Below are 23631 nucleotides of genomic sequence, written 5' to 3'. Positions count from 1 at the left end.
TTGCTTAAACTACTACGCAAATATAAGTCCGTACTTCGATTTCTCATTATCTTCATAGGAAGTTATTTGGTTTTTGTGGTGCTTTACCAACTATTTTTAACCTACGGAGGTAGTAGTCGCTATTTTCCCGACATTATTACACATACAGTTGCTAGGCAAAGTCAATCTGTCATCACATCTTTAGGTTATGACATGCAAGTGGTGCCAAGTAAATGGGAGCCTGCTATGAATCTCACAATGAATGGGAAAACGCTTGCAAGGGTTGTAGAAGGCTGTAATGCTGTAAGTGTAATGCTATTGTTTATTTCATTCATGCTAGCATTCTTTGGTGATATGAAGCGCACGCTCTTATTCATTTTTGGAGGAGTAGCACTTATTTACGGGATGAATGTCTTGCGCATTGCATTACTTACCATAGGTATTTATGAGTATCCACAATATGCAGATGTACTTCATGGAACCATCTTTCCGGCGGTAATTTATGGTACCGTGTTCTTGTTATGGATAGGTTGGATCAATTCCTATAAAAAACCGGTGAAGGATGAATAAGTTAATCCGCGTCCTGATAGGTGGATTATTATTGTTGGGATTGTTGTATGTACGCTTTCGCGAAAGCGAACTATTCTACGATCCGCTTATTGATTACTTTCATGGTGATTATCAGAATAAGGCATTGCCCGAACTAGCGCAAGGGAAGTTCTTTTTAAATGTACTCTTGAGGTATTTCATTAACATGCTACTGTCTCTCGGAATTTTATGGGCAGTTTTTACAGATAGGAGTATTTTAAAATTCACGAGTATATTTTACTTGATAGTTTTGGTGATATTATTATCGCCGTTTTACTACTTACTACATCATCATAACCCTTCAGAGTATCTGCCGTTATTCTACGTGCGTAGATTCTTAATACAGCCATTGTTGATTTTTCTCTTATTACCTGCTTTTTTTTATTACCGTAAGGTTGATAAATAGGGTATGTGTATTTTTGTAGTCTAAACATGTTATAAGATGAAAAACACTTTATTAGTAATAGCTATTCTAGCAATTGTGTCATGTAAACAACAAGAAGGTGCTAATGTGCAAACCGCTCCTACCCAAGTAGGGATTGATGCTGTAGTAACAGAAAATGAAGATTTAAATGTGACTGATGCTGTTGAGGATGTAACATTTAAAACAGAGGAAGCATCACAAATTCACGCAGCTTATTTGAGTTTAAAAGGAGCTTTAGTAAATACAGATCCTTATGAAGCGGCAGAGATTGCTTCTAACTTTAAGAGCACACTTGAATCACAAACTGAAAGTGATATCACAAGAGGTTTAAATGATGACCTTGCACTTATCTCAATGTCTAAGGATGCTGCAGAGCAACGCGTAGCTTTTGAAAATATTTCAAAAAAGGTAGAGGTGTACTTATCTAACGAGATTATATCAGGTACTATATATAAGCAATACTGCCCGATGGCCTTTGAAGGTAAAGGTGCTTACTGGTTATCAAATTCTAAAGAAATACGTAATCCTTACTACGGTGATAAAATGCTTAAATGCGGCGTAGTAGATAAGGAGATACAGCAATAAAGTGCTATTAGCTATAGAGAGCCTTTATTTTTGAAATCTACTTGTGCACTTGTCATATTCTTTTTCTTTGCGCTACGTCCTGCCATAAACGTGGGGTATGTGCTATATTATGAACTTAATATAGATTACATTGTAGAAACGTATTGCGTTAATACAGATAAGCCAGCCTTGCAGTGTAATGGTAAGTGTTTTCTTTCTAAGCAGCTCACTCTAGATGTAGACCAAGAAGATCTTTCTCAAGGGCAGCAACTACAGATTGTAGAGGCTTTTTACCCATTGTTTTATCAAAATGAAGATCAGGTAGATATATCATCTACCGCAATAACTTTTGCTAAGGAGAATTTTCCAAATCATTTGGGAAGTATTAAAACCTTCCAAGAGCGCATAGATCCACCACCCAAAGCTTATTGAATTTATAAAGAGATACTAGTCTTTTAATATCGCTAGTCTCGCAGTTTATGAGCGTACTCAAAAGAGTACGTTCACTTCACTATACACAATATTTAAAATTCAATAAATGAAAAAATTATATATAGCACTACTCGCCGCAGTAGTCGCTACTAGCACATACGCACAAGAGCAAGAGTTATCACAATCATGGTCAAGTAATCGTCCAGATGGGCATGCTCCTATATCTGTTATGGGTGACCATACTCACAAAAAAGGAGAATTCATGTTTTCATATAGATATATGAATATGCAAATGAATGATCTTAAGAGAGGTAATGATGATGTAAGTTTTGATAGTGTATTACTTCCTAATGGAGGAGAATATATGGTTACACCTACAGATATGCCTATGAACATGCATATGCTAGGAGGTATGTATGCTGTGTCAGATAAAGTTACACTTGCAGCGATGCTTGGATATACATCTATGGATATGGAACACCTTACAGCCATGGGGGGAACATTTAGCACAGCATCTAGTGGAATCACAGATCTCAAATTATCGGCCTTATATACTGTTTTCAATAAGAACAGACAGCAGTTACACGGTAAAGTAGGGGTGTCATTACCTACAGGAAGTATAGATGAAATGGATGTTACTCCTGTATCTAATGGCAATGAAGTAATACTACCTTATCCTATGCAGATAGGAAGCGGCACCGTAGATGCTCTTCTTGGGGCAACGTATTTGTGGCAAACAGATAGATTCTCTGGTGGAAATCAAGTAAATGGAGTAATCCGTACTGGGACTAATGATCGCGATTATAGATTGGGCAATGTATATAGCCTTGATAACTGGATTGCTTATAAAACGGCAGATTGGATTAGTTTTTCTGCACGTGTAAAAGGAAGTGTAGTTTCAGAAATAGATGGCGCAAATCCAGATTTGAATCCGCTTATGGTAATCACTGCAGATACTAGAAACTCTGGTGGTACTTATATAGATGGGGGATTAGGATTTAATCTTTACGCCTATAAAGGAGCATTAAAGAATGTACGTTTAGGTGTTGAAGTAGCTACACCTCTCTTACAAGATGTAAATGGAGTGCAGCTCAAGCGCAAGGAGACTGTGACAGTTGGACTACAATACTCATTATAATCAGTGCTCCTATATAATTAATATGTGATCATATAGGCACAGTAATTGTTATTATAAAGCCAAGTAACACCATTGTTATTTGGCTTTTATTTATTTTTGCATTAATGAAAAACGGTTTCCATAAAATAACATCTTTGTTTTTAGCGCTTTTAGTGCTAGGATCTACGATGTCTTTTAGTGTAGATAAGCACTATTGTGGAGATCACTTAATTGATGTGGCGATTTTTGGTGAAGCTGCTCCTTGTGAGATGATGCAATCCTTAGACGCTAAGTATGGCAAAGACACTTACAAAAAAATGGGATGCTGCAAGAATGAGCAAACCGTTTTTGAAGGTCAAGATGAGCTCAAAATGCAATTTGATCAATTTACTACAGATCAACTTGTATTTTTAAAAGCTTTCACCTACAGCTATACATATCTTTTTGTAGAAGCAGATAAACATTCTGCATCGGTCACAAGTCACCCTCCTCCCTTGATAATTACAGATTATCAAGTTGCTTACAATCAATACCTAATTTAATACCTGTATACACAGGTATCTCTTCGTGCAATATCATTGCGCATTTGGGATTCCACTATGGTTTTTTATGCCATAGAAATATAAGCTAGTTGCTCTTTTTGTAACTACACTTTTATTACTAATTACCCAATCTTTGGGTATAACGAGAATCACAATGAAAAAAATATTTATAGTCTTATTGGTGACATTCGCTTTCGCGAAAGCGTACTCACAAGGACCACCACTTACCGCAGATAAACCTATTATGTTAGGTGGCGGAAGTTTTATAGCAAAAACACTTACTGAAATACGCGTTTCAGAAGACGGGACAGCAACTCGCGTACCTCTTATGCTGCATTGTTTACCTACATCAAACACGCTCGTAGCGGTGCATTTACCTTACGTAACTTATGATTATGACGATTTTCGCGGAAGCGGTAGCACATTAGGAGACATCAACATTGTAGGTAAATATCAATTTTATAGAAAAGATGGAACGGGAAAAACCTTCCGAATGGTTGCCAAAACATTACAGACCTTACCTACCGGAGAAGCTCTCGATATTGAGGGTATAAGTACCGGTAAATATTCAGGGTATTATGGTGTGGTAGCAGGTTATGAATCGCTCAAATATGGTATTTCTAATGAAGCAGGATATAGCTGGATGCCAGATGGATCTCTTGATAAGTTGGTATATAAATTAGGATTTGGATTGCCATTGCTTAAACCTACGTATCCTGTTAATCAGCTCAATTTATATTTTGAATATTCTAGCGAGTGGTTTTTAGAGCGTGATCAATTTGAATTGCTATATGCTCAAGGAATTCAATATGCGAGAAAACAATGGACATGGGAAGCAGGGGTTCAAGTACCGCTTAGCCAAAACGTTCCTGAGGCAGTAGAGAGGAAATATTCTATATACCTAGGAACACGTTTTATACTTTAATAATAACAGTATCTCATATAGAGAATTAAATTAAACATTATGAAAACAATAATATCAATATTAGTAATGGCCTTGTTTACCACTATGGGTGTGCAAGCGCAAAAGGAAATGGATCAATTTGAAGTACAAGTAGACGGTCTAGGTTGTCCATTCTGTGCATACGGATTAGAGAAAAAATTCAAAGAGTTTAAAGGAATAAAGAAAGTAGCTATCGATATTGAAACAGGCGACTTTAGTTTTGAGTATCCTGCAGAAAAGGCACTTACGATGGATGCTGTTGTAAAACAGGTAGAAAAAGCTGGATATACTCCTATTACCTCAAAAATCACAAGAGCTAATGGTGAAGTGGAACTCTCTGAAACGAATACTACAAAGCTTACAAAAGAGAGCATTGTAAAAACTCAGAAAATGCTTGTAGCAGGTAAGTGTGGAATGTGTGAGGCGCGTATTTTAAAAGTTACAAACGGTATAGAAGGAGTAACAGATGCCGCTTGGAATCAGAATAATCAAATGTTAGAAGTTAGCTTTGATAATAGCCAGACAACAACAGATGCGATACAAAAAGAAATAGCTAAGGCTGGTCACGACACAAAAGCTCATAAAGCAACAGCAGGAGCTTATGACAATCTTCCGGCTTGTTGTAAATATGAGCGCTTAGTACAATAGTGTCTTTCACCCCTAAGGTAAAGACGAGTGAGGCAGTTATGTGATAAACATGCCGCTGCCTCTCTTTTTTAAACACAAATAACTATGAAAAATTTATACATTATACTCATTGCAGCTTTCACTCTATATAGCTGTAAAGAGGAACCAAAAACTCAAATCGCTTGGGTACATACCAAGACAATTAATCTTCAAGGCATAAACCCGATTGGGATTGCACAAGATGAAAATGGACTATGGCTAAGTGATGGAGATCACAATAGGGTTGTTCAAGTAAATCTTAATGGAGATATACAACAATCTATAGATTCCCTAGATAGACCTATGCATATCGCAACAGATGCTGGTATAGTATATATCCCGCAATACGGTAATGATGAGGTGCTGTCTGTGTTAGGAGCTACAAAAAAGGCTATCGCAATAACCGATAGTCTTGATGCACCTGCTGGTATAGATGCTAGAGGTAATGCGATAGCTATAGCAGATTTTTATAACAATCGTATTTTATATACTGAAGATGGTGTGACTTGGTCTTCATTTGGAAAAGAGGGTAAGGCAGATGGAGATTTTTACTACCCTACAGACGTGCAAATTACAGATGATGCCATCTGGGTAGCCGATGCTTATAACAATAGACTTCAAAAATTTGATAAAAAAGGAAATCACTTGATGACAGTAGGGGAAGATCAAAAGATGAATGCAGCCACTGGTATCTACGTTTCAGACAAAGAAGTGTTCTCTACAGACTTTGAGAATAATAGAGTCTTAATTTTTGATCATGAAGGAAATTTTAAACAAGAAATTAATGATGCTATTTTAAAACCTACAGATATGTTGCTAGTAGGTGATATGTTATATGTAACTAATTATAAAGGGAAGTCACTGAGTGTATATGAGCAAAAAGAAGTGCTCGTAGAAGCTCCTCTTGAGGAGGAACACCATGATGACCATAATCACTAATGACTATGATAAAGCAAGCGTATACAGTAAAGGGAATGACCTGTAATGGTTGCAGAGCAGGTGTAGAAAAAAAGCTAGGCGATATTGATGGTGTTGCAAATGTAATTGTGTCTCTAGAAGATGAAGAAGCTATCCTCACGATGGTTGATCACATTTCTATAAAGGCACTGCAAGATGCTTTGCCAGAAAAATATAGCTTGTCATCTAAGAAGGTCTCGAAAGCAATAAGTGAAAAGCAAGAGAGTAGTTCTGGAGTGTTTGTAAATAGTGAGTCAGCTGCGCAAGTAGTTGAAGAGTCAAAATTGCACCAACTCAAACCGTTGCTTTTGATATTATTTTACATCACTGTGGCATCTGTATTGCTCAATTATAAAGAAGCCAGCTGGCAGTCTGGTATGCTAGATTTTATGGGGCTTTTTTATATTGTCTTTAGCTTCTTTAAAATGCTAGATCTTAAAGGCTTTTCAACAAGCTTTTCCATGTATGATCCGCTGGCTCGTACAATACCGGCTTATGGTAAAGTCTATCCGTTTATCGAAACCGTACTAGGACTTATGTTTTTAATGCGTTTTCAAGTAGAAATAGCACTTATAGCCACCATTGTGATTCTTGGTATTACTACGGTGGGCGTGACTAGAACACTGTTGAGTAAAAAGGAAGTTCAATGCGCATGTTTAGGCACAGCTTTAAAGCTACCTATGACAGAAGCAACTTTTATTGAGAATGCTATTATGATCATAATGGCAATTATTATGCTTATAAGACTTGTATGAAGTTAAAGTTTACCACTGCCCAGATTTGCACCATTGTGTTAGTAGTATTCTATATTATTTGGGAATATAATATTCAAGTATATTTGACAGATGAGCATCTCGACTATGGAGTTGAGGTTCGGTACGATTTGATTTTTATTCTACCAATACTGGTAATTATGATTGCAGTTTCTGTCTGGCAATATTTTAAAAAGAAGTAGTACGCTTTCGCGAAAGCGTGACATCAACCATAAAAAAACCTCTGCCGAAAAGCAGAGGTTTTTTATTGAATATACCCACAGGTAACTCAAATGAAGTTTGTCGCACTGCGACTTACATCATTCCTGGCATTCCGCCACCTCCCATAGGAGGCATTGCAGGTGCATCTTCTTTAATATCTGTAAGAGCACACTCAGTAGTAAGAATCATTCCTGAAACAGATGCAGCATTCTCAAGGGCTACACGTGTTACTTTTTTAGGATCGATAATACCAGCTTTAAGCATGTCTGTATACTCGCCATTTTTAGCATTAAAACCGAAGTCTTTTTTGCCTTCCATAACTTTAGAAATAACAACAGCTCCTTCACCACCAGCGTTAGAAACGATAGTACGTAAAGGTGCCTCTATAGCGCGATTTACAATCTGTACTCCAGTTGCTTCATCTGCATTTTCTGTTTTGATTTTTTCAAGAGCTTTCTTAGCGCGCACAAGTGCAACACCACCTCCAGCTACGATACCTTCTTCTACAGCTGCGCGAGTTGCATGTAAAGCATCATCTACACGGTCTTTCTTTTCTTTCATCTCAACTTCAGAAGCAGCACCTACATATAGTACAGCAACACCTCCAGCAAGTTTAGCTAGACGTTCTTGAAGTTTTTCCTTATCGTAATCTGATGTAGTAGTCTCAATCTGAGATTTGATTTGACCTACACGAGCTTTAATAACTTTTGAATCTCCAGCTCCGTTTACAATCGTAGTGTTGTCCTTATCTATAGATACAGTTTCTGCCGTACCTAGCATATCAAGTGTAGCATTTTCTAAGGTGAAACCTCTCTCTTCTGAGATTACAGTTCCTCCAGTAAGAATTGCGATGTCTTCTAACATAGCTTTACGACGATCTCCAAAACCTGGTGCTTTTACAGCAGCAATTTTAAGAGCTCCACGTAATTTATTTACTACTAATGTTGCTAGTGCTTCTCCGTCTACATCTTCTGCAATGATAAGAAGTGGCTTTCCAGTTTGAGCTACAGGCTCAAGTACAGGTAGCAAATCTTTCATGTTTGAAATCTTCTTGTCAAAAAGTAAGATATATGGCTGCTCAAGTTCTGCACTCATTTTCTCACTATTAGTAACAAAGTAAGGAGAAAGGAATCCACGGTCAAACTGCATACCTTCTACAACGTCCACATATGTTTCTGTTCCTTTAGCTTCTTCTACAGTAATAACACCTTCTTTTCCTACTTTTCCAAATGCTTGAGCAATAAGATCACCTATTACATCATCATTGTTTGCAGAGATAGATGCTACTTGCTTGATTTTATCAGAAGAGTTACCCACTTTAGTAGTTTGCTTCTCAAGATCTGCAACGATAGCTTCTACAGCTTTATCGATACCGCGCTTAAGATCCATTGGGTTTGCTCCTGCAGCAACGTTTTTAAGTCCTTCAGTAACGATTGCCTGAGCAAGAACTGTAGCGGTAGTTGTACCATCTCCAGCAAGATCGTTAGTCTTAGAAGCTACTTCTTTTACCATTTGAGCTCCCATGTTTTCTAAAGCGTCTTCCAGTTCAATTTCTTTTGCAACTGTTACCCCATCTTTAGTCACCTGTGGTGCGCCAAATGATTTTGAAATAATCACGTTACGACCTTTAGGTCCTAAAGTAACTTTTACTGCGTTTGCAAGTTTATCTACACCACGTTTTAAACCGTCGCGTGCTTCTATATTAAATGTTATGTCTTTTGCCATTTTCCTTTGCTTTCGCGAAAAGCTTTATGCAATAAGCTTTAAGCTGTTATTTTAATTTTTGTTTTAAAGAATAAATCTTCTGTTTGATAATGTTCACTTTTGAATTTAGATTTTCAAAATGTTCATTATTTATATATTGAAGATCTTTTGATAGAATAAGTAAGTATTCTGTTTCGCTTGCCGATCCCATTGCTATTGTCAGAAAGCGGTTGAATTCTGCATCACTATCTCTACCACACCCTTCAGCAATATTTGTTGGTATTGAAGCTGATGCTCTTCGTATTTGTGATACAATGCCATAACTTTCATTTTGAGGAAATTCTCTAGAAACAGTATAAATATCTAAAGTAAGTTTGTGGCTTAACTCCCAAATATTATACTTTCTAAAATCTCTCATAGCCTAAAGCTTATAGCATATTGCTTATTGCGGTATTATACAATTGCAAGGATATCATCCTCTTTCATGATCATATAATCTACTCCGTCAAATTTGAGTTCGCTACCTGAGTATTTTCCATAAATAACTGTATCACCTACGACTACTGTCATCTCGTGATCTTTAGTTCCAGATCCTACAGCGACTACTTTGCCTTTTTGTTGTTTTTCTTGTGCGCTATCTGGGATATATAAACCAGATGCTGTTTGAGTTTCTGCCGCAACAGGCTCGATTACAACGCGGTCTGCTAATGGTTTGATTTTAATTGCCATTGTTATAGATTTAATTATTGAGTTGAATTGTTATTGTAACCCTTAACTGGTTACGCGAGCGTAAAAGACAGAAATTATGCCACTCACCATGCACTGACAAATTTGCATAACAAAAAAGAGCCAGCTAAAATAGCTGGCTCTTTAATATGTTATGTTGTGAGAGTCTATTGATCTCCTCCATTATCTGGAAGACTTACTGGCTCTGGAGCAGGTGTAGTTTGTTCTACAGCATCTGCATCAAAAACTTGAGACTCGCTTCTTATAGTACCGTCAAAAATACTTAGGTTACTAGCAAGAATAAGTACTAATAAGATAGTCGCTAGTGCCCATGTTGCTTTGTCAAGAAAATCTGTTGTTTTCTGAACGCCGCCCATTTGCTGTGTACCACCACCGCCAAAAGAAGAAGATAATCCGCCTCCTTTAGGGTTTTGAACCATAATAACGACAATAAGAAGGAAAGCTACTATAATGATCAATCCTAAAAATATATAAAACGTAGTACTCATAATATTTTAATCTTTTTGTTCTTCAAGTTGTTCTACTGCTCGAATTTGGTCTGCAAAGAAACCACTTTTTTCTGGATATTTCAAACTTAAAATTCGGTATGCTTGTTTTGCTTTTGGAAAGTTTTTTTGCTCGACATAAACTCGTGCTAAAGTCTCTGTCATCAAGGCGTCAGAAGAAAATAGAAATTCTTTTTTTGTTTTCTTTTTATCTGCCGGTATTGACTTTATATTTCCAATTTTCGGATTTGTTTCTATAAAGGAATCTATAATTTGTTGTTTTCGCTTTCGCGAAACTTTAGTTGTAGTTTCCTCATTATCAGATTTTGATGCGGTTGTAGTTTCCTTTTTAATTACTACTTCTTTTGTAGAAGTAGGAGCAGGAACCTCTTTGTCATCAGATGTAGATGAGCGATCTATGGGTTGAAAAGAAGAAAGTTGTAGCCACTCAGAAAATGAATGCGCTTCAGATTTTGTAAAAGGTAGTGGCTTGCCTACTTGAAGCGTATCCTCCGCCTTTGCTCTAGTCATAATAGAGTCTTTCTTTTCTACAAATAAATCTGGATCAAGAATTTGCGATGCTTTTGCTTGTTCTTCTTGCTCGACTAGAATAGATACATCTTGTGCATCTGTGACTTCTAGAGACCGTAGTTGCTTTTCTTGATCTTTTATTTGAGTACTTACCGCTGTCTGTAAGAAATGCTCTGACGTGATATAGTCAAATAGTACGGCTCTATCTGCTGTGTGGCTAGCTGTGCGCTTTAATGCTTTGTTATAAGCAAAGCTCTCTTGGTTTTTTAATCCTTTTAGATACAGCGCATGAGCACTTTGAAAGAAAGGAAATGCGTCAATAATAGTGCGTAAATCGCTTGTCTGCTCAGTATTAATCTGGTCAGGATGTTCTAGTAAATATGTGTATTGTTCTGTAGTCATTACCAGCGAGCTAGTGATGCGTTAAATACATCTTGAGTAATACGCTCATAAATCTCGTCTAGCGCAGTGTCCAGTGCGCTACCTACTAATTGTGTTTCACCAGGTACATCTGAGAAAAATGAAAATCTACGTTCAAAATCATACTCACCATCTTCGCGAGTATTATTAAAAAAACGAACATTTACTGTTATAGTAAGTCGGTTTTGTGCTGCTAGATTTTCTGAAGTAGAGGCTTGTGGAGCAATGTAATATTCGATTATCTCGCCTTCATACACTACATCTGCATTACTGTTTGTAAGTACTAAAGGAGATTGGTTCTGGATAATATCTCTTAGCTGTTCTGTAAACTCTCTATCGATTCCAGGTTCAACTATAGCTGCTTCGTTTTGAAAAAAGCGAACTTCAAACGTCTCTTCTTTATCTATAGACACGCCACTTAATGAATACACGCTACAGCCTTGAATTAAAAAGACTGTTGTAATTAAAATGATGAAGTTGTTAAATGATTTCATGTGGTGTAAACTATAAAGTGAATGATGAAACAAATATTAGAAAATCGTGTATCCTATGATAAAGGAAGTAGTTTGATAACTCGAATCCCATTCAATAAAATCGCTAAGTAAATTTCTATCTGTTTGATATCTAACCTCAGCACTATACCTATTATTAAATTTGTAGCCTACTCCAAAAGCGATATTACTTCCTGACTGTACATCTAACGGAGCAATGGAAGAATTATTTGCAGGGTCAAATTCGACAGCCGTTTCTGAAGATATGTCTACAATAAATGATGCGTTTACAAAAAGTTTAGAATTATCATTTAGAAAAAAATAATGTCTTAGACCCAATGGTATTTCTATAGATGAATAGTCAATTGATGTAGTAATAGCATCGCCAAAAACAGATCCAGCTTCCTGAGTTATTTCAGATTTGAAACTTTGGTATGAAGGTTCAATAATGAAAGCCCATTTATTATTATTGGTGGGTAAGATTAATTCAAGTTCTAATCCAACACCAAAGTTTGTCTTACTGCCTAAGTCAGCTTCTTTAACGGTGGCGCCTGGATTACTAATTGAGAAGGAAGAATTGTTTATTCTAGGTCTTATAGAAAGGTTAATGACCTTGCCTTTTGTCTCCGTATTATAATTTTTAAAACTATAATTATTGCATTCGTTGTGTTCAATAAAGTAGCCAATTAAACTACTCTTGTTGTAACTAACATTCTCTGGGCTACTTGTAGCGTTTTTAGGACACGTTATCTCTGTTTTTAATTGCTGTTTATATTGCGTATTTGTGCTGATTTTGCCAGTTGTAGTTAAGAATTTCTTATACACAAGTTGCTTGATTTCAGCCCCAGGTTTACTATAAAAATATCTGGTTATAGTTCCATTTTTGTAAGAGTATAAGCTAGTGTTTCCTTCAACTAACATATTTAGGAATAGCGTTTTTGTTTCAAAAATAGGAGCTCTACTTTTATCTAAAAAATCAGCGCTAGCACTTGACATATCAATTTTTACTGTAGCCCTAACATACTTAGAAGAGTTTAAAATCATGAACTCCTTAACTGTACTGATATCACCCGTTAAAGACTTGGAGTCTTTAGATAATTTATATTGAAAATTTTCTGGATTATTATTCCAGTCATTGTCTTTAATTAAGCATTCAATTTTATTGTTGTTATTTTCAATAAAATATCCCTTTACGTATTCCGTTTGTGCAACGCTATTTATGCCAATACATGAAAGAATTAAAAATAATAGTGTTTTGTTCATTTAATAAAGTTTTTTGATTGATGATTGATGAAATTTATTTTAACTAAAATACTCTTGCAATTATGACTTACAAATCAAACTGCTTGATTTTTCTATATAATGTGCGCTCGCTTATACCTAGTTCTTGTGCGGCTACTTTGCGTTTACCTTTGTGACGCTCTAATGATTTCTTGATAAGTTCAAGCTCTTTATCGTGTAGCGATAGTGTTTCTTCTTCCTCAATTTCTTCTGCAAAATGATAGGGGTCTGCGGTAGGTTCTGGTTGAGGTGGAGTAGGAGCTTGTGCTTGTGATTTATGAGGTATCTGTAGTACGTCCATTACTTCCTCTACGGTCTCATATGAGTCGTCATCATCGTCATAAATCTTTTTAATGAGGCTCTCATTCTCCTCACGTACATCTGAGGTATTTCCATTTTTCATTAACTCGAGCGTGAGTTTTTTTAGATCATTCAAGTCGGCTTTCATGTCAAAAAGGACCTTGTATAGAATTTCACGCTCGTTTGAGAAGTCAGACTTCTCTTGTGACTTTACGATGGCAGGAAGTCTAGATCCTGTGTCGGGAAGATAGTTGCTTATAGTTGCAGCCGATACTTCACGGTTAGTTTCTAATACAGATACTTGCTCGGCTACGTTACGTAGCTGGCGTATGTTCCCATTCCAGCGATATGAAACTAGAAGCTGTACTGCTTCTTCAGACAGTCGTATCGTTGGCATCTTATACTTCATAGCAAAGTCTGATGCAAATTTCCTAAACAATAAATGAATGTCTCCTTTGCGCTCTCTCAGTGGAGGAAGCGGGATATCTACGGTACTCAGTCTATAAAATAAATCCTCACGAAACTTCCCTTCTTGGATAGCTTCAAACATCGACACATTAGTCGCTGCAACGATGCGCACGTCTGTTTTTTGTGTTTTTGAAGAGCCTACTTTTAAAAACTCTCCATTCTCTAAAACTCTTAATAAACGTACTTGGGTAGGTAGCGGTAGTTCTCCCACTTCATCTAGAAATATCGTCCCACCATCTGCCTCCTCAAAGTATCCACTTCTTGTAGAAGTTGCACCTGTAAATGCACCTTTCTCGTGTCCAAAAAGCTCGCTATCTATCGTTCCCTCTGGGATTGCTCCACAGTTTACAGCAATATATTTATTATGTTTTCTATGAGAAAGTGAGTGTATAATGCGCGGGACACTCTCTTTACCTACTCCAGATTCTCCTGTCACTAGTACAGAAATATCTGTAGGAGCCACTTGTATAGCTTTTTCGATAGCGCGATTTAGTGCAGGATTATCTCCTATGATACCAAATCGTTGTTTTGTGGTTTGTATTCCTTCCATAGTAAACGCCCATTACAGTGGGTATCTATTTGATTAGTATAAAATGTGTTGCGCTTTCGCGAAAGCGTTATTCTCAAAAAACTATTGCTAGCACAGTACTTTGTGTTTCTATTGCCAGTACGCTGCGTAGCCTGTTGCCTCACCTATAAGTGTCCCTGTCGTACATTCATTAATTTTTACATTAACAAAGTCACCTACTTTGTAATCTCCTTTAGGGAAAACGGCAACGACATTCTGATCATTACGACCGCTCCACTCATCTTTATTCTTTTTTGATTCCTTTTCTATAAGAATCTCTACCGTTTGATCTTGGTAGCGAAGTAAGTTGTCTCTAGAGATTGCTCTTTGTAGGTCAATCACATCTTGTAAACGTCTCTTTTTTATCGCTAGCGGGATGTCATCTTCCATCTTGCGTTCTGCCATAGTACCTGGACGCTCAGAATAGTAGAACATAAAACCAAAATCATACTTTACATAGTTGATAAGGTCAAGTGTTCCTTGATGATCTTCTTCGGTTTCTGTGGGGAAACCTGTAATCATATCTTGACTAATCCCAATATGAGGGATTAGATTTTTAATATTATCAATGAGCGTTTTGTACTCTGCAACTGTATGCTGGCGATTCATTAATTGTAAAATTCTATCACTTCCAGACTGCACAGGCAGGTGAATGTAATTACATATATTCTTGTGTTTTGCCATTACCTCTATTACATCAAGCGTCATATCTTGAGGGTTTGAGGTAGAGAAACGGATACGCATTTTAGGCTGAGCCTTTGCAACAGTGTCCATGAGCTGCGCAAAATTTACCGCAGTAGCTTTTGCCATTTCACTAGCCTTGTCAAAATCTTTTTTGAGTCCGCCGCCATACCATAAATATGAATCCACGTTTTGACCAAGTAGTGTGATTTCTTTAAAACCTTTTTCAGCAAGATCTTGTACTTCTTCTAGTATAGACTGAGGATCACGGCTACGCTCGCGACCTCTTGTAAAAGGAACGACACAGAACGTACACATATTATCACAACCACGAGTGATTGATACAAAAGCAGTGACACCATTAGTTAATAAACGTACTGGTGAGATATCTCCGTAAGTTTCTTCTTTAGATAAGATTACGTTTACTGCATTTCTACCTTCCTCTACCTCACTAAGTAAGTTAGGAATATCTTTATAAGCATCTGGACCTACTACGAGATCAACTATTTTTTCTTCTTCAAGAAATTTGCTTTTAAGACGCTCTGCCATACAGCCTAGCACTCCTACTTTCATATTAGGGTTTTGCTTGCGCTTTACGGCTTGATATTTTTCTAAGCGTTTACGTACAGTTACCTCTGCCTTCTCACGTATAGAACAGGTGTTTACTAGCACAAGATCTGCTTCTTCAAGAATTTGAGTAGTATTATACCCTTCATTTGCAAGAATGGAAGCCACCACCTCGCTATCTGCAAAGTTCATCTGGCAACCGTAACTTTCTATAAAAAGCTTTTTTGTATTCTCAAGTTTGCGCTCTAGTGTAAGCGCTTCCCCTTGTTTGTGTTCTTCTATTATTTTTTCCATCTGCTTATTCGTCCAAAATCTTTGTCAAGGATTATGCAAAGATACGTCTAATGTAGAGTTGTGACAAAGTGGCAGACGCCAAGAATTACATAAAATTCTCGTTATTTGCTTTTTTAAAACCCGAAGATTGCTACATAAACTATTTATCTTATTGCTGTTACTAGTCATTCAGACTGGTTATTCTCAATCTGTTGAGGAGACTAAAGCACAACGATTGTTGCAGCAAATCGCTGTGCAACATGATAACGACTTTGTTTTTGCTATAGATCGTTATTATACAGCAGGGACATTCTTAAGTTATAGTAGGCAATTACAAGGAGACTTTATTTTTAAAAAGCAAGAGTATCCGCTGCAGTTAGATTTTATGTTAGGTCAGGAAACTTACACGCCTAGAGAACTCTTTGAAACTAATTTTGATTTTTTTGAACGTCCTTATGCAGGGTATCTTTTTGTAAGAGGCTCCGTTTCAAAAGCGCAAGAAGATGTGCTTTTTAAAATTGACGCAGAGCTAGGACTTGCGGGAGACCAGTCTAAGGCAGGCGATATACAAGTTGCTTATCATGAACTTATCAATGAATTTATACCCGTTTGGGAGGGTGAGATAGGTAATAGTGTGCATTTTAACGGCTTTGGAACTTTTGTTAAAGACTATCGGTTAGAAAATTCTAATTTATTTAAAAATGTTGCACTTCAGTCTACGGTGGCGCTAGGTACACGAAGAGTTTTTGCAAGACAAGAAGCGCTTCTTTACATAGGGAATCGTAATGTGGTAGCTAGCTCTTCGGCTTTTGGGAGATTGGGAGGTGAGCATGAGTTTTATGGCTTTGCGGGAGTGGGCGCAGAGTATGTATTTCTTAACGCACTTATTGAAGGGCATCCCTTTGGAGATGATTCTCCCTTTACATTACCCATAGTATCAACCGTATTATCCTTTAAATCTGGTATTACGTACCGTGGAGAAAATAATCTTTATAGTATTGTTTATAATTTTCGAACAAGAGAAACAAAACGCGAAGGCAGAAGTCAGTATGTAGCCTTGCAATTTGCTAGAAGATTTTAATCTGGCTGTCGATTAATCTTATATTTTTACGACTGTAATAAAAGATAAAAAATGATATTATCAGATATGCTTGTCAAAATTAGACAAGCACCGCATATTGATTTTGGAGACTTGTTTGGCCGAGCGATTGATTTGTTTCAAAAGGTATGGCTTCAAGGTTTGCTTATGCAAGTGTTAACGATTGCTGTTTCTTGGGGAGTGTCAATGGCGGTCATGTTGCCTATGAGCTTAGGTGGTGCATTTATAGAATATGGCGATGTCTCCTACAATGATGATGAGGTAGGTGTCATTGCTTTAATTTTTATGATGGTGATGTACTTAGTGATTCTAGTGGTTATGTCTGTAGTCAACTTTGCACTTCAAGCAGCTTTTTACAGAATCATACGTATGAAAGACCGCAACCGAAGTGGAGATCGCGGAGTAGGTTTCGGGATGTTTATCAAGAAAAAGTATCTCAAGAAGGTGCTAGTGCTATCCATGATGCAAGTGGGGATTGCTGTGCTTGCCGCCCTGTTTTTTATAATTCCATTGTTTTATGTGTTGGTGCCGTTACAATTTGCCATTGTGATATTTGCTTTTAATCCTGATTGGTCCGTAAACGATATCTACAAAGCAGCTTTTGCACTAGGGAATAAAAAGTGGGGAATTACCTTTGGAACTTGTCTTGTTATTGGTTTTCTAGCTATTGTTGTTGGGGTTATGGCTTGCTTTATTGGTGTGTATGCAACCGTTTCTGTTGTCTATTTGCCGGCTTACCTTATATATAAAGATGTGGTTGGTTTTACGGAAGATGAAGATATGATTGCTCAGATAGGTGTGTAGTAATAGTCCGCTTTCGCGAAAGCTGCTATAAACAGACCTTTATGATTTAAATAAAAAGCAATTAATTAATGTAAACATTCTTGACAGCCTTCTCTTCAAGCTTCTTAAGTTTTTTTTGGCTTTTTCTTAGAAATAGAGTAATACCGATACCTAGTTGATCACCACTTAGAGAATAAGTTCCCTCTGTGCGTTCAGATATTTCTAGATTGTCAAAAAGATATTCTCCAGTAAAATAATTAGGTATTGCTTTCTGGTAAATGATAGACACTTGATATAAAATAGGTTTAGTCATATAATAAAAACCTGGACTAATTTTTAGATTTGGATAAATAGGAAACTTACGTGTTTGCCCCCTTATTCCAAAAATCTCTCTTCCCTCGTTTAGATCTTCTACAAAAGCGCTTACTGTTCCTTCTACCGAACCTTCTCGTAATAAGGTTAAGTTTACGCCAATTCTAGCAGAAAAATAGATTCTAGATCCCATCTGCTTTTTCAGTTCCATTTCTAGTGGTACTGAAATTATGAGTTGACCTAAAGTACGCTCGTTAGATTCAAAATTCGTAAATCCTGGTATATCCCCATCTGGTAGTCTAAATTGAATACTTTCTAAAGGCAGTAAATTAAGATGTACACCATATCTAAATGAAAGCTCTCTTTCTGGTTGAATTACTTTGTTAAAACCAAAATTTACTCCAGGAATGCTATTTCCTTTAATATCAATGTTTCCTAATGTTCTAGTGTAGTTAGGGGCTCTGTTTAATACGGGATTAAAGGTGAATCCCCAAGTTTTATAACTAGCAAACTCTGGAAATTGAGATTTTGAAGAGTTACTCTGACCCAATGCAATATTTATTGTTAAAAAGGCAAGCCCAAATAGGCTTGCCTTTAAAATTAATTTAGCTTTCCTCATTACCAACTTAATGCTTTGTACGTTGTTTTGCCTCCATAATAATAATCACCAACTACTCCTTGCCCGTTTCTAGCTTTTAGAGTCATCCCGGGATGGTCTGTCATTATAACCTTTCTTTTCTTTCTTTTCTTTCTTTACTCTTATAACCTTGTCTCACAGTTGCTCCAAAACAAGCTGATCCTTTTAAGTTTTTTTGTAAACCAACACCTAGACGTGTGCGATGTCTTTTCCACCTATTCCCCCTCTTTCTAAAAGATTCTACTTTTGACTTAGATTTTGTCCAGAAAGGAAGACTTCTAATTGAGACGGATCTCTTAACTCTCTTATTATGTGCATAATTGTCACGATCCCAAGATCTCTTCCAAGAAGTACAAGAAGAAGATGCTTTAGAAGTAGTAATTATATTTGGGTCATTAGAGACATCCTCATCATTTCGAACTTTTAAAATAGATTCCCCAAAATTTCCTATAATTTCATAGTTGAGCTGCGGGTGTCCAAAATTAAAAACTTTACCATCAATCATCACTTCTTGATCTTGGTTAAGTAGCACCATCTCTTCTTCTTCAAATAAATTATCTAAAGACGGGTCTTTGTTCTCATCTAAGATTTCATCATCTAGCCATATTGTTTCTTTAGTCTCATATGAATTAAATAAAGAATTAGAAAAACTTCTTGTTTGTTGGAATTGGCGTAGAGGCGCTCTACTATCAAATTGCGTGCTTTCCTCCATATCATCAAGTTCGTCATCTGTAAGATGATCATATTGAGCCACAAACTTATCTTCGTGAGCTTCGATGGCAACTTCAAGTTCTTCTGCGGCAGCAACAAAATCTTCGATAGATGCAAAAGATAACATTGTTGCATTGCCTCCTTGGGATCGGCCTCTTGCTGGTAGATCAAATGAAATGATGTTAGTTTCAGGGACTTGTTCTAGTGTAAATGCCGCTTCTGTATTTTGCGATTCGTTTGTTAATTCAATATCTTCTTTACTACAAGAAGTAAGAGATAGAGTTGTTATCATTGTAACTGGCAGTAATTGCTTGTAAATTTCATTCGTTTTTTGTTTTAGAATTATAAAATTTGATTGGTACCAACCGCTAAACTAGTGGTTTAGTTTTGTCATTCTTAAAGGATTTCCTTTTTTTGAGGGTTTTTTTTTTTTTTTTTGATTTTTTATTACGCTTTCGCGAAAGCGTAACAACTCCATAAAACAGTGATTTGCGATGCTTCAAAAAGTGAAATATCACAGAAATAATGCCCTTGCGGATTGCGATATAAATAAAACATCTACTTTTGTACCCTGAAAAATAAGATGTATGGCAAAGAATCTCGTCATTGTGGAGTCACCTGCAAAGGCTAAAACAATAGAAAAATTTCTAGGCTCTGACTATAAAGTTGAGAGTAGTTTTGGGCACATAGCAGACCTTCCCTCTAAGGAGTTAGGTGTTGATGTAGATGGAGATTTTACTCCTAAATATAAAGTCTCTGACGATAAGAAAAAGGTAGTAAAAAATCTAAAGTCACTAGCCGCAAAAGCCGATATGGTTTGGCTAGCAAGTGATGAGGATCGCGAGGGTGAGGCCATTGCATGGCACCTCGAGCAAGAGCTCGGGTTAACACCAGACCGTACTAAGCGTATTGTTTTTCACGAGATTACAAAAACTGCTATTTTAAGAGCAATCGATAATCCTCGCAAGATTGATTATGATCTTGTAAACGCACAACAAGCGCGTAGAGTTTTAGATAGACTTGTGGGTTACGAACTTTCACCAGTATTATGGAGAAAGGTAAAAGGAGGACTTTCGGCAGGGCGAGTGCAATCTGTTTCTGTGAGACTTATTGTAGAGCGTGAGCGCGAGGTGTTAAACTTTGAAGCACAAGCTTCTTATAGAATAGACGCTGAGTTTACTACAGAAGATGGAAAATCTTTTAGAGCAAAACTTCCTAAAAACATTACTACTAAGAAAAAAGCACAAGAATTTCTTGAGAAAAACTTGAAGGCGACTTTTAAAGTAGATGCGCTTACAAAAAAGCCAGCCAAAAAATCACCAGCACCACCATTTACAACTTCTACATTGCAACAAGAAGCAAGTAGAAAGTTATACTTCTCTGTTAGTAAAACGATGAATATGGCGCAACGTCTCTATGAGGCGGGGCACATTACATATATGAGAACAGATAGTGTAAACTTATCTAAAGATGCAAAAGCCGGTGCTCAAGCAGAAATACTAGCTGCTTATGGTAAAGAATTTCATAAGGAACGTAACTATAAAGGGAAGTCAAAAGGAGCACAAGAAGCTCACGAAGCGATACGCCCAACAGATTTTTCTAAGCATTCTGTAAATATGGAGCGAGATCAAATGCGTTTATACGATTTGATCTGGAAACGAGCTATTGCATCACAAATGAGTGAGGCGCAACTAGAGCGTACTAATGTGCAGATAGCTTCAAGCGCAGGAACAGATAACTTTACTGCAAATGGAGAGATTTTAAAATTTGAAGGATTCTTAAAGGTTTACCTCGAAGGTCATGATGATGAAGATGAAGAAGAGACTGGATTACTTCCAGATCTTAAAACGGGAGAAACATTACTCAATTCTTACATTACCGCAACAGAACGTTTTACAAGACCACCGTATAGATATACAGAAGCATCTCTAGTAAAGAAATTAGAGGAGCTTGGTATCGGTCGTCCGTCTACATATGCACCTACTATTACTACGATACAAAATCGTAAGTATGTGGAGAAGGGTACTGTAGATGGTAAAGAACGAGCGTATGATGTCTTGAGTCTTGAAAACAACGAGATAAAAGATAGAACCTTAACAGAGATGGTAGGTTCAGATAAAGGAAAGCTAGTTCCTACAGATGTGGGAATGGTAGTAAATGATTTCCTTGTACAGCACTTTGAAAATATTCTTGATTACAATTTTACAGCAAAAGTCGAAGCAGATTTTGATGATATTGCAGAGGGTAAGCAGGAGTGGACAAAGATGATGAAGGACTTTTACAAGGATTTCCATCCGCATGTAAAAGACGTAGAGAAAAATGCAGACCGCGAGGTAGGTGAGCGTATTTTAGGTAAAGACCCAGAAAGTGGTAAGCCGGTAAGTGTTCGTCTAGGGAAATTTGGACCTATGGTGCAAATAGGTTCTGTAGAAGATGAGGAAAAGCCACGTTTTGCAAGTTTAGGTCCAGATCAAACACTGGCAAACCTGACTTATGAGCAAGCGATGGACTTGTTTAAACTGCCTAAAGATTTAGGGACTTTTGAAGAAGAAGAAGTGTCTGTAAATAATGGTCGTTTTGGTCCTTATGTGAAGTTTGGGGCAACCTTTGTTTCATTACCTAAAGGTCGAGACCCTATGGATGTAGATCTTGATGAAGCTATTGTGTATATCAAAGAGAAGCAAAAGGCAGATGCTCCTATTTATACCTATGAAGATCTTCCAGTTCAAAAAGGAACAGGGCGTTTCGGGCCATTTATAAAATGGAATGGGATGTTTATTAACGTCAATAAGAAGTACGACTTCGATAATCTTTCTGACGATGATATTGTAGAGCTTATTGAAGTGAAGAAGCAGAAGGAAATTGATAAAGTGCTTCAAGACTTCCCAGAAGAAGGTATACGTGTAGAAAAAGCAAGATGGGGTCGCTCTAATATTATTAAAGGAAAGACTAAAATTGAGCTAAGTAAGGATATAGACGCAGCAGCGTTAACCTTAGATGAAATCAAGGCGTACATAGAGAAAAAAGCTCCTAAGAAAAAAGCAGCAGCAAAGAAGAAGGCTCCGGCCAAAAAGAAAGCTCCAGCAAAGAAAAAGGCGCCTGTAAAGAAAAAAACGACTGCAAAAAAGAAGTAATATATGGCCTTTGAGGTGCTAAGCCCTATACCAGAAATTGCGCTTGCGCATATACAATTGCAACATCATCAATCACTAGGTAATAACATTAGATTACACAGTGAGGAGTTGGGAATGCCAGATCTAGAAGGTGTGCAAATAGCTATTATTTGCTTGCGCGAAAACAGGCGTGATCAAAATAACCTCGGAGAATCATTATCATTTACAGAACTTAGGGCCACTTTTTACGAACTTTTCCCTGGTAACTGGCACACAACAATTGCCGATTTGGGTGACATTCATGGAGGAGAAAGTGTAGATGATACCTATTTTGCCATCAGAACTGTCAACGAAACTCTTTTTAAGAAAGGAATTGTACCTATGTACATAGGAGGAAGCCAAGATTTGGTGTATCCTATTTATAGGTCTTATGATAAGTTGGATCAAATGGTAAATGTGGTGAATGTAGATAGTCGTTTTGACTTAGGAGATGCGAGCCAGCCTATTCATAATAAATCGTATGTAGGAAAGATTATTGTTGAGAAACCATATAATCTTTTCAACTACTCAAATATAGGGTACCAAACCTATTTTAATCCTCAGGAGGAAATAGATTTGATGGATAAGTTATACTTTGATAGTTACCGATTAGGAAATGTTTCGGCTATGATGAGTATTGTGGAGCCTGTAATGAGAGATGCAGATCTTGTTGCGATAGACTTAAATGCTGTGCGCAGTAGTGAGCTAAGTACTAGGTATAATAAAATGCCTAACGGGTTTGATGGCAAGGAGATATGTACTATTGCTCGATATGCAGGTATAAGCGATAAGGTGACCTCTTTTGGAGTTTTTGAATATAAGAATGACGCCCACGAGGAAAAAGCAGCGATGCTCGTTGCTCAAATGATGTGGTACTTTATTGAGGGAGTAAATTTTCGCGCAAGCGAAAACATGGATATTGAGAAAGGAAATTTTCTTACGTATCAAGTTCCAATTGAAGATGAAGTGTTAACATTTTATAAAAGTGAAAAAACAGCCAGATGGTGGATTGAGATTCCATTTATTATGGGCTTGAATAATAAATTAAAAAGGCACACGTTATTACCTTGCACATACCAAGATTATCTGGATGCTTGTAACCAAAACATCCCTGAACGTTGGTTCAAGGCAAGGAAGAAAAACGAAATTTGACAATGTGTTTCAACGATGAAATGATTATTTTTGGCGAATAAATTGTTTATTACAAATAAAATAAATAGGTTTACGCCCTTAAC

25 protein-coding genes are annotated in these 23631 nt (G+C 37.0%); 14 read left to right on the top strand and 11 right to left on the bottom strand.

All coding sequences use genetic code 11. The features are described from left to right. From xrtF to SJY37_RS02320, 10 genes are all read left to right on the top strand, one after another. Complete coding sequence (gene xrtF, locus SJY37_RS02365) at window positions 1–549, top strand: exosortase family protein XrtF (RefSeq protein WP_035335733.1); 549 nt, start codon at window positions 1–3, stop codon at window positions 547–549. After that, window positions 542–973, top strand: coding sequence for an exosortase F system-associated protein (locus SJY37_RS02360; protein ID WP_298330630.1), 432 nt, complete (start codon window positions 542–544; stop codon window positions 971–973). Before xrtF ends, SJY37_RS02360 begins: the two co-directional genes overlap by 8 nt. A gap of 36 nt (window positions 974–1009) precedes the next feature. Further along, the gene (locus tag SJY37_RS02355) at window positions 1010–1576 is read left to right on the top strand and encodes a DUF3347 domain-containing protein (RefSeq protein WP_298330629.1); all 567 of its coding nucleotides are present in this window, start codon (window positions 1010–1012) and stop codon (window positions 1574–1576) included. 30 nt (window positions 1577–1606) lie between these two features. Further along, window positions 1607–1987, top strand: coding sequence for a hypothetical protein (locus SJY37_RS02350; protein ID WP_298330626.1), 381 nt, complete (start codon window positions 1607–1609; stop codon window positions 1985–1987). Window positions 1988–2093: 106 nt separating this feature from the next. Further along, window positions 2094–3125 carry a transporter gene (locus SJY37_RS02345; RefSeq protein WP_298330623.1) on the top strand — a complete coding sequence of 344 codons (1032 nt, stop codon included), beginning with the start codon at window positions 2094–2096 and terminating at the stop codon, window positions 3123–3125. 104 nt (window positions 3126–3229) lie between these two features. Next, entirely contained in the window at window positions 3230–3646 is a 417-nt protein-coding gene (locus SJY37_RS02340) for a hypothetical protein (protein WP_298330618.1), read from the top strand. A gap of 154 nt (window positions 3647–3800) precedes the next feature. Beyond that, window positions 3801–4571 (top strand): hypothetical protein, encoded by a 771-nt coding sequence (locus tag SJY37_RS02335; RefSeq protein ID WP_298330615.1) that lies wholly within the window; start codon window positions 3801–3803, stop codon window positions 4569–4571. A 39-nt stretch (window positions 4572–4610) separates the two neighbouring features. Continuing rightward, complete coding sequence (locus SJY37_RS02330) at window positions 4611–5237, top strand: heavy-metal-associated domain-containing protein (RefSeq protein WP_298330612.1); 627 nt, start codon at window positions 4611–4613, stop codon at window positions 5235–5237. An 84-nt stretch (window positions 5238–5321) separates the two neighbouring features. Continuing rightward, a complete protein-coding gene (locus tag SJY37_RS02325; protein ID WP_298330609.1) occupies window positions 5322–6194 on the top strand; it encodes an NHL repeat-containing protein in 873 nt (290 codons plus the stop codon). A gap of 5 nt (window positions 6195–6199) precedes the next feature. Then, a complete protein-coding gene (locus tag SJY37_RS02320; protein WP_298330607.1) occupies window positions 6200–6967 on the top strand; it encodes a heavy-metal-associated domain-containing protein in 768 nt (255 codons plus the stop codon). Window positions 6968–7279: 312 nt separating this feature from the next. Here the strand turns inward: SJY37_RS02320 and groL are convergent, their stop codons facing one another. The 9 genes from groL to miaB all read right to left on the bottom strand — a co-directional run bounded on the left by groL (window position 7280) and on the right by miaB (window position 15723). Further along, entirely contained in the window at window positions 7280–8911 is a 1632-nt protein-coding gene (gene groL, locus SJY37_RS02315) for a chaperonin GroEL (protein WP_298330604.1), read from the bottom strand. Between the two features lie 46 nt (window positions 8912–8957). Next, window positions 8958–9308 (bottom strand): four helix bundle protein, encoded by a 351-nt coding sequence (locus SJY37_RS02310; RefSeq protein WP_298330601.1) that lies wholly within the window; start codon window positions 9306–9308, stop codon window positions 8958–8960. 35 nt (window positions 9309–9343) lie between these two features. Beyond that, the gene (gene groES, locus SJY37_RS02305) at window positions 9344–9619 is read right to left on the bottom strand and encodes a co-chaperone GroES (protein ID WP_013751160.1); all 276 of its coding nucleotides are present in this window, start codon (window positions 9617–9619) and stop codon (window positions 9344–9346) included. A gap of 164 nt (window positions 9620–9783) precedes the next feature. Then, window positions 9784–10125: a preprotein translocase subunit SecG gene (secG, locus tag SJY37_RS02300; protein WP_108877017.1), complete on the bottom strand. Its 342-nt coding sequence runs from the start codon at window positions 10123–10125 to the stop codon at window positions 9784–9786. 6 nt (window positions 10126–10131) lie between these two features. Beyond that, on the bottom strand, window positions 10132–11055 hold the full coding sequence (locus tag SJY37_RS02295; protein ID WP_298330592.1) for a hypothetical protein: 924 nt from the start codon (window positions 11053–11055) through the stop codon (window positions 10132–10134). Further along, a complete protein-coding gene (locus tag SJY37_RS02290; protein WP_379952789.1) occupies window positions 11055–11567 on the bottom strand; it encodes an LptE family protein in 513 nt (170 codons plus the stop codon). The genes SJY37_RS02295 and SJY37_RS02290 overlap by 1 nt, the downstream gene beginning before the upstream one ends. A 36-nt stretch (window positions 11568–11603) precedes the next feature. Further along, window positions 11604–12827, bottom strand: a complete 1224-nt coding sequence (locus SJY37_RS02285) for a porin family protein (protein WP_298330585.1) — start codon at window positions 12825–12827, stop codon at window positions 11604–11606. A 67-nt stretch (window positions 12828–12894) separates the two neighbouring features. Further along, window positions 12895–14163 carry a sigma-54-dependent Fis family transcriptional regulator gene (locus SJY37_RS02280; protein WP_013751165.1) on the bottom strand — a complete coding sequence of 423 codons (1269 nt, stop codon included), beginning with the start codon at window positions 14161–14163 and terminating at the stop codon, window positions 12895–12897. 108 nt (window positions 14164–14271) lie between these two features. After that, window positions 14272–15723, bottom strand: coding sequence for a tRNA (N6-isopentenyl adenosine(37)-C2)-methylthiotransferase MiaB (gene miaB / locus SJY37_RS02275; protein WP_379952788.1), 1452 nt, complete (start codon window positions 15721–15723; stop codon window positions 14272–14274). A gap of 127 nt (window positions 15724–15850) precedes the next feature. Between miaB and SJY37_RS02270 the strand changes: the two genes are divergently transcribed. Further along, window positions 15851–16783: a lipid A-modifier LpxR family protein gene (locus SJY37_RS02270; protein WP_379952785.1), complete on the top strand. Its 933-nt coding sequence runs from the start codon at window positions 15851–15853 to the stop codon at window positions 16781–16783. A gap of 51 nt (window positions 16784–16834) precedes the next feature. Next, window positions 16835–17605, top strand: coding sequence for a hypothetical protein (locus SJY37_RS02265; RefSeq protein ID WP_379952784.1), 771 nt, complete (start codon window positions 16835–16837; stop codon window positions 17603–17605). A 61-nt stretch (window positions 17606–17666) separates the two neighbouring features. On the opposite strand, the gene SJY37_RS02260 is transcribed toward SJY37_RS02265, so the two are convergent. Further along, complete coding sequence (locus SJY37_RS02260) at window positions 17667–18515, bottom strand: hypothetical protein (protein ID WP_379952783.1); 849 nt, start codon at window positions 18513–18515, stop codon at window positions 17667–17669. Between the two features lie 103 nt (window positions 18516–18618). Beyond that, window positions 18619–19536, bottom strand: a complete 918-nt coding sequence (locus SJY37_RS02255) for a hypothetical protein (RefSeq protein WP_379952782.1) — start codon at window positions 19534–19536, stop codon at window positions 18619–18621. Between the two features lie 295 nt (window positions 19537–19831). On the opposite strand from SJY37_RS02255, the gene topA reads away from it, so the two are divergent. Together topA and SJY37_RS02245 are read left to right on the top strand one after the other, a co-directional pair. Beyond that, window positions 19832–22378, top strand: a complete 2547-nt coding sequence (gene topA, locus SJY37_RS02250; protein ID WP_379952781.1) for a type I DNA topoisomerase — start codon at window positions 19832–19834, stop codon at window positions 22376–22378. A gap of 3 nt (window positions 22379–22381) precedes the next feature. Beyond that, window positions 22382–23548: a formimidoylglutamase gene (locus SJY37_RS02245; protein ID WP_379952780.1), complete on the top strand. Its 1167-nt coding sequence runs from the start codon at window positions 22382–22384 to the stop codon at window positions 23546–23548. Window positions 23549–23631: the final 83 nt, after the last annotated feature.

It is taken from the genome of Dokdonia sp. R78006 (assembly GCF_042466145.1).
Lineage (GTDB): Bacteria > Bacteroidota > Bacteroidia > Flavobacteriales > Flavobacteriaceae > Dokdonia.
This window is presented reverse-complemented; position numbering and strand designations above follow the sequence as displayed.

Excerpts from the sequence above, each read along its gene's own strand:
- SJY37_RS02355 (WP_298330629.1), top strand. The coding sequence starts at position 1,010 with ATGAAAAACACTTTATTAGTAATAGCTATTCTAGCAATTGTGTCATGT.
- SJY37_RS02245 (WP_379952780.1), top strand. The coding sequence starts at position 22,382 with ATGGCCTTTGAGGTGCTAAGCCCTATACCAGAAATTGCGCTTGCGCAT.
- SJY37_RS02325 (WP_298330609.1), top strand. The coding sequence starts at position 5,322 with ATGAAAAATTTATACATTATACTCATTGCAGCTTTCACTCTATATAGC.
- secG (WP_108877017.1), bottom strand. The coding sequence starts at position 10,125 with ATGAGTACTACGTTTTATATATTTTTAGGATTGATCATTATAGTAGCT.
- SJY37_RS02260 (WP_379952783.1), bottom strand. The coding sequence starts at position 18,515 with ATGAGGAAAGCTAAATTAATTTTAAAGGCAAGCCTATTTGGGCTTGCC.
- SJY37_RS02265 (WP_379952784.1), top strand. The coding sequence starts at position 16,835 with ATGATATTATCAGATATGCTTGTCAAAATTAGACAAGCACCGCATATT.
- groL (WP_298330604.1), bottom strand. The coding sequence starts at position 8,911 with ATGGCAAAAGACATAACATTTAATATAGAAGCACGCGACGGTTTAAAA.
- SJY37_RS02340 (WP_298330618.1), top strand. The coding sequence starts at position 3,230 with ATGAAAAACGGTTTCCATAAAATAACATCTTTGTTTTTAGCGCTTTTA.
- SJY37_RS02335 (WP_298330615.1), top strand. The coding sequence starts at position 3,801 with ATGAAAAAAATATTTATAGTCTTATTGGTGACATTCGCTTTCGCGAAA.
- SJY37_RS02255 (WP_379952782.1), bottom strand. The coding sequence starts at position 19,536 with ATGATAACAACTCTATCTCTTACTTCTTGTAGTAAAGAAGATATTGAA.
- SJY37_RS02285 (WP_298330585.1), bottom strand. The coding sequence starts at position 12,827 with ATGAACAAAACACTATTATTTTTAATTCTTTCATGTATTGGCATAAAT.
- SJY37_RS02330 (WP_298330612.1), top strand. The coding sequence starts at position 4,611 with ATGAAAACAATAATATCAATATTAGTAATGGCCTTGTTTACCACTATG.
- SJY37_RS02345 (WP_298330623.1), top strand. The coding sequence starts at position 2,094 with ATGAAAAAATTATATATAGCACTACTCGCCGCAGTAGTCGCTACTAGC.
- SJY37_RS02360 (WP_298330630.1), top strand. The coding sequence starts at position 542 with ATGAATAAGTTAATCCGCGTCCTGATAGGTGGATTATTATTGTTGGGA.
- SJY37_RS02290 (WP_379952789.1), bottom strand. The coding sequence starts at position 11,567 with ATGAAATCATTTAACAACTTCATCATTTTAATTACAACAGTCTTTTTA.
- topA (WP_379952781.1), top strand. The coding sequence starts at position 19,832 with ATGGCAAAGAATCTCGTCATTGTGGAGTCACCTGCAAAGGCTAAAACA.
- SJY37_RS02320 (WP_298330607.1), top strand. The coding sequence starts at position 6,200 with ATGATAAAGCAAGCGTATACAGTAAAGGGAATGACCTGTAATGGTTGC.
- miaB (WP_379952788.1), bottom strand. The coding sequence starts at position 15,723 with ATGGAAAAAATAATAGAAGAACACAAACAAGGGGAAGCGCTTACACTA.
- SJY37_RS02310 (WP_298330601.1), bottom strand. The coding sequence starts at position 9,308 with ATGAGAGATTTTAGAAAGTATAATATTTGGGAGTTAAGCCACAAACTT.
- SJY37_RS02295 (WP_298330592.1), bottom strand. The coding sequence starts at position 11,055 with ATGACTACAGAACAATACACATATTTACTAGAACATCCTGACCAGATT.
- SJY37_RS02280 (WP_013751165.1), bottom strand. The coding sequence starts at position 14,163 with ATGGAAGGAATACAAACCACAAAACAACGATTTGGTATCATAGGAGAT.
- groES (WP_013751160.1), bottom strand. The coding sequence starts at position 9,619 with ATGGCAATTAAAATCAAACCATTAGCAGACCGCGTTGTAATCGAGCCT.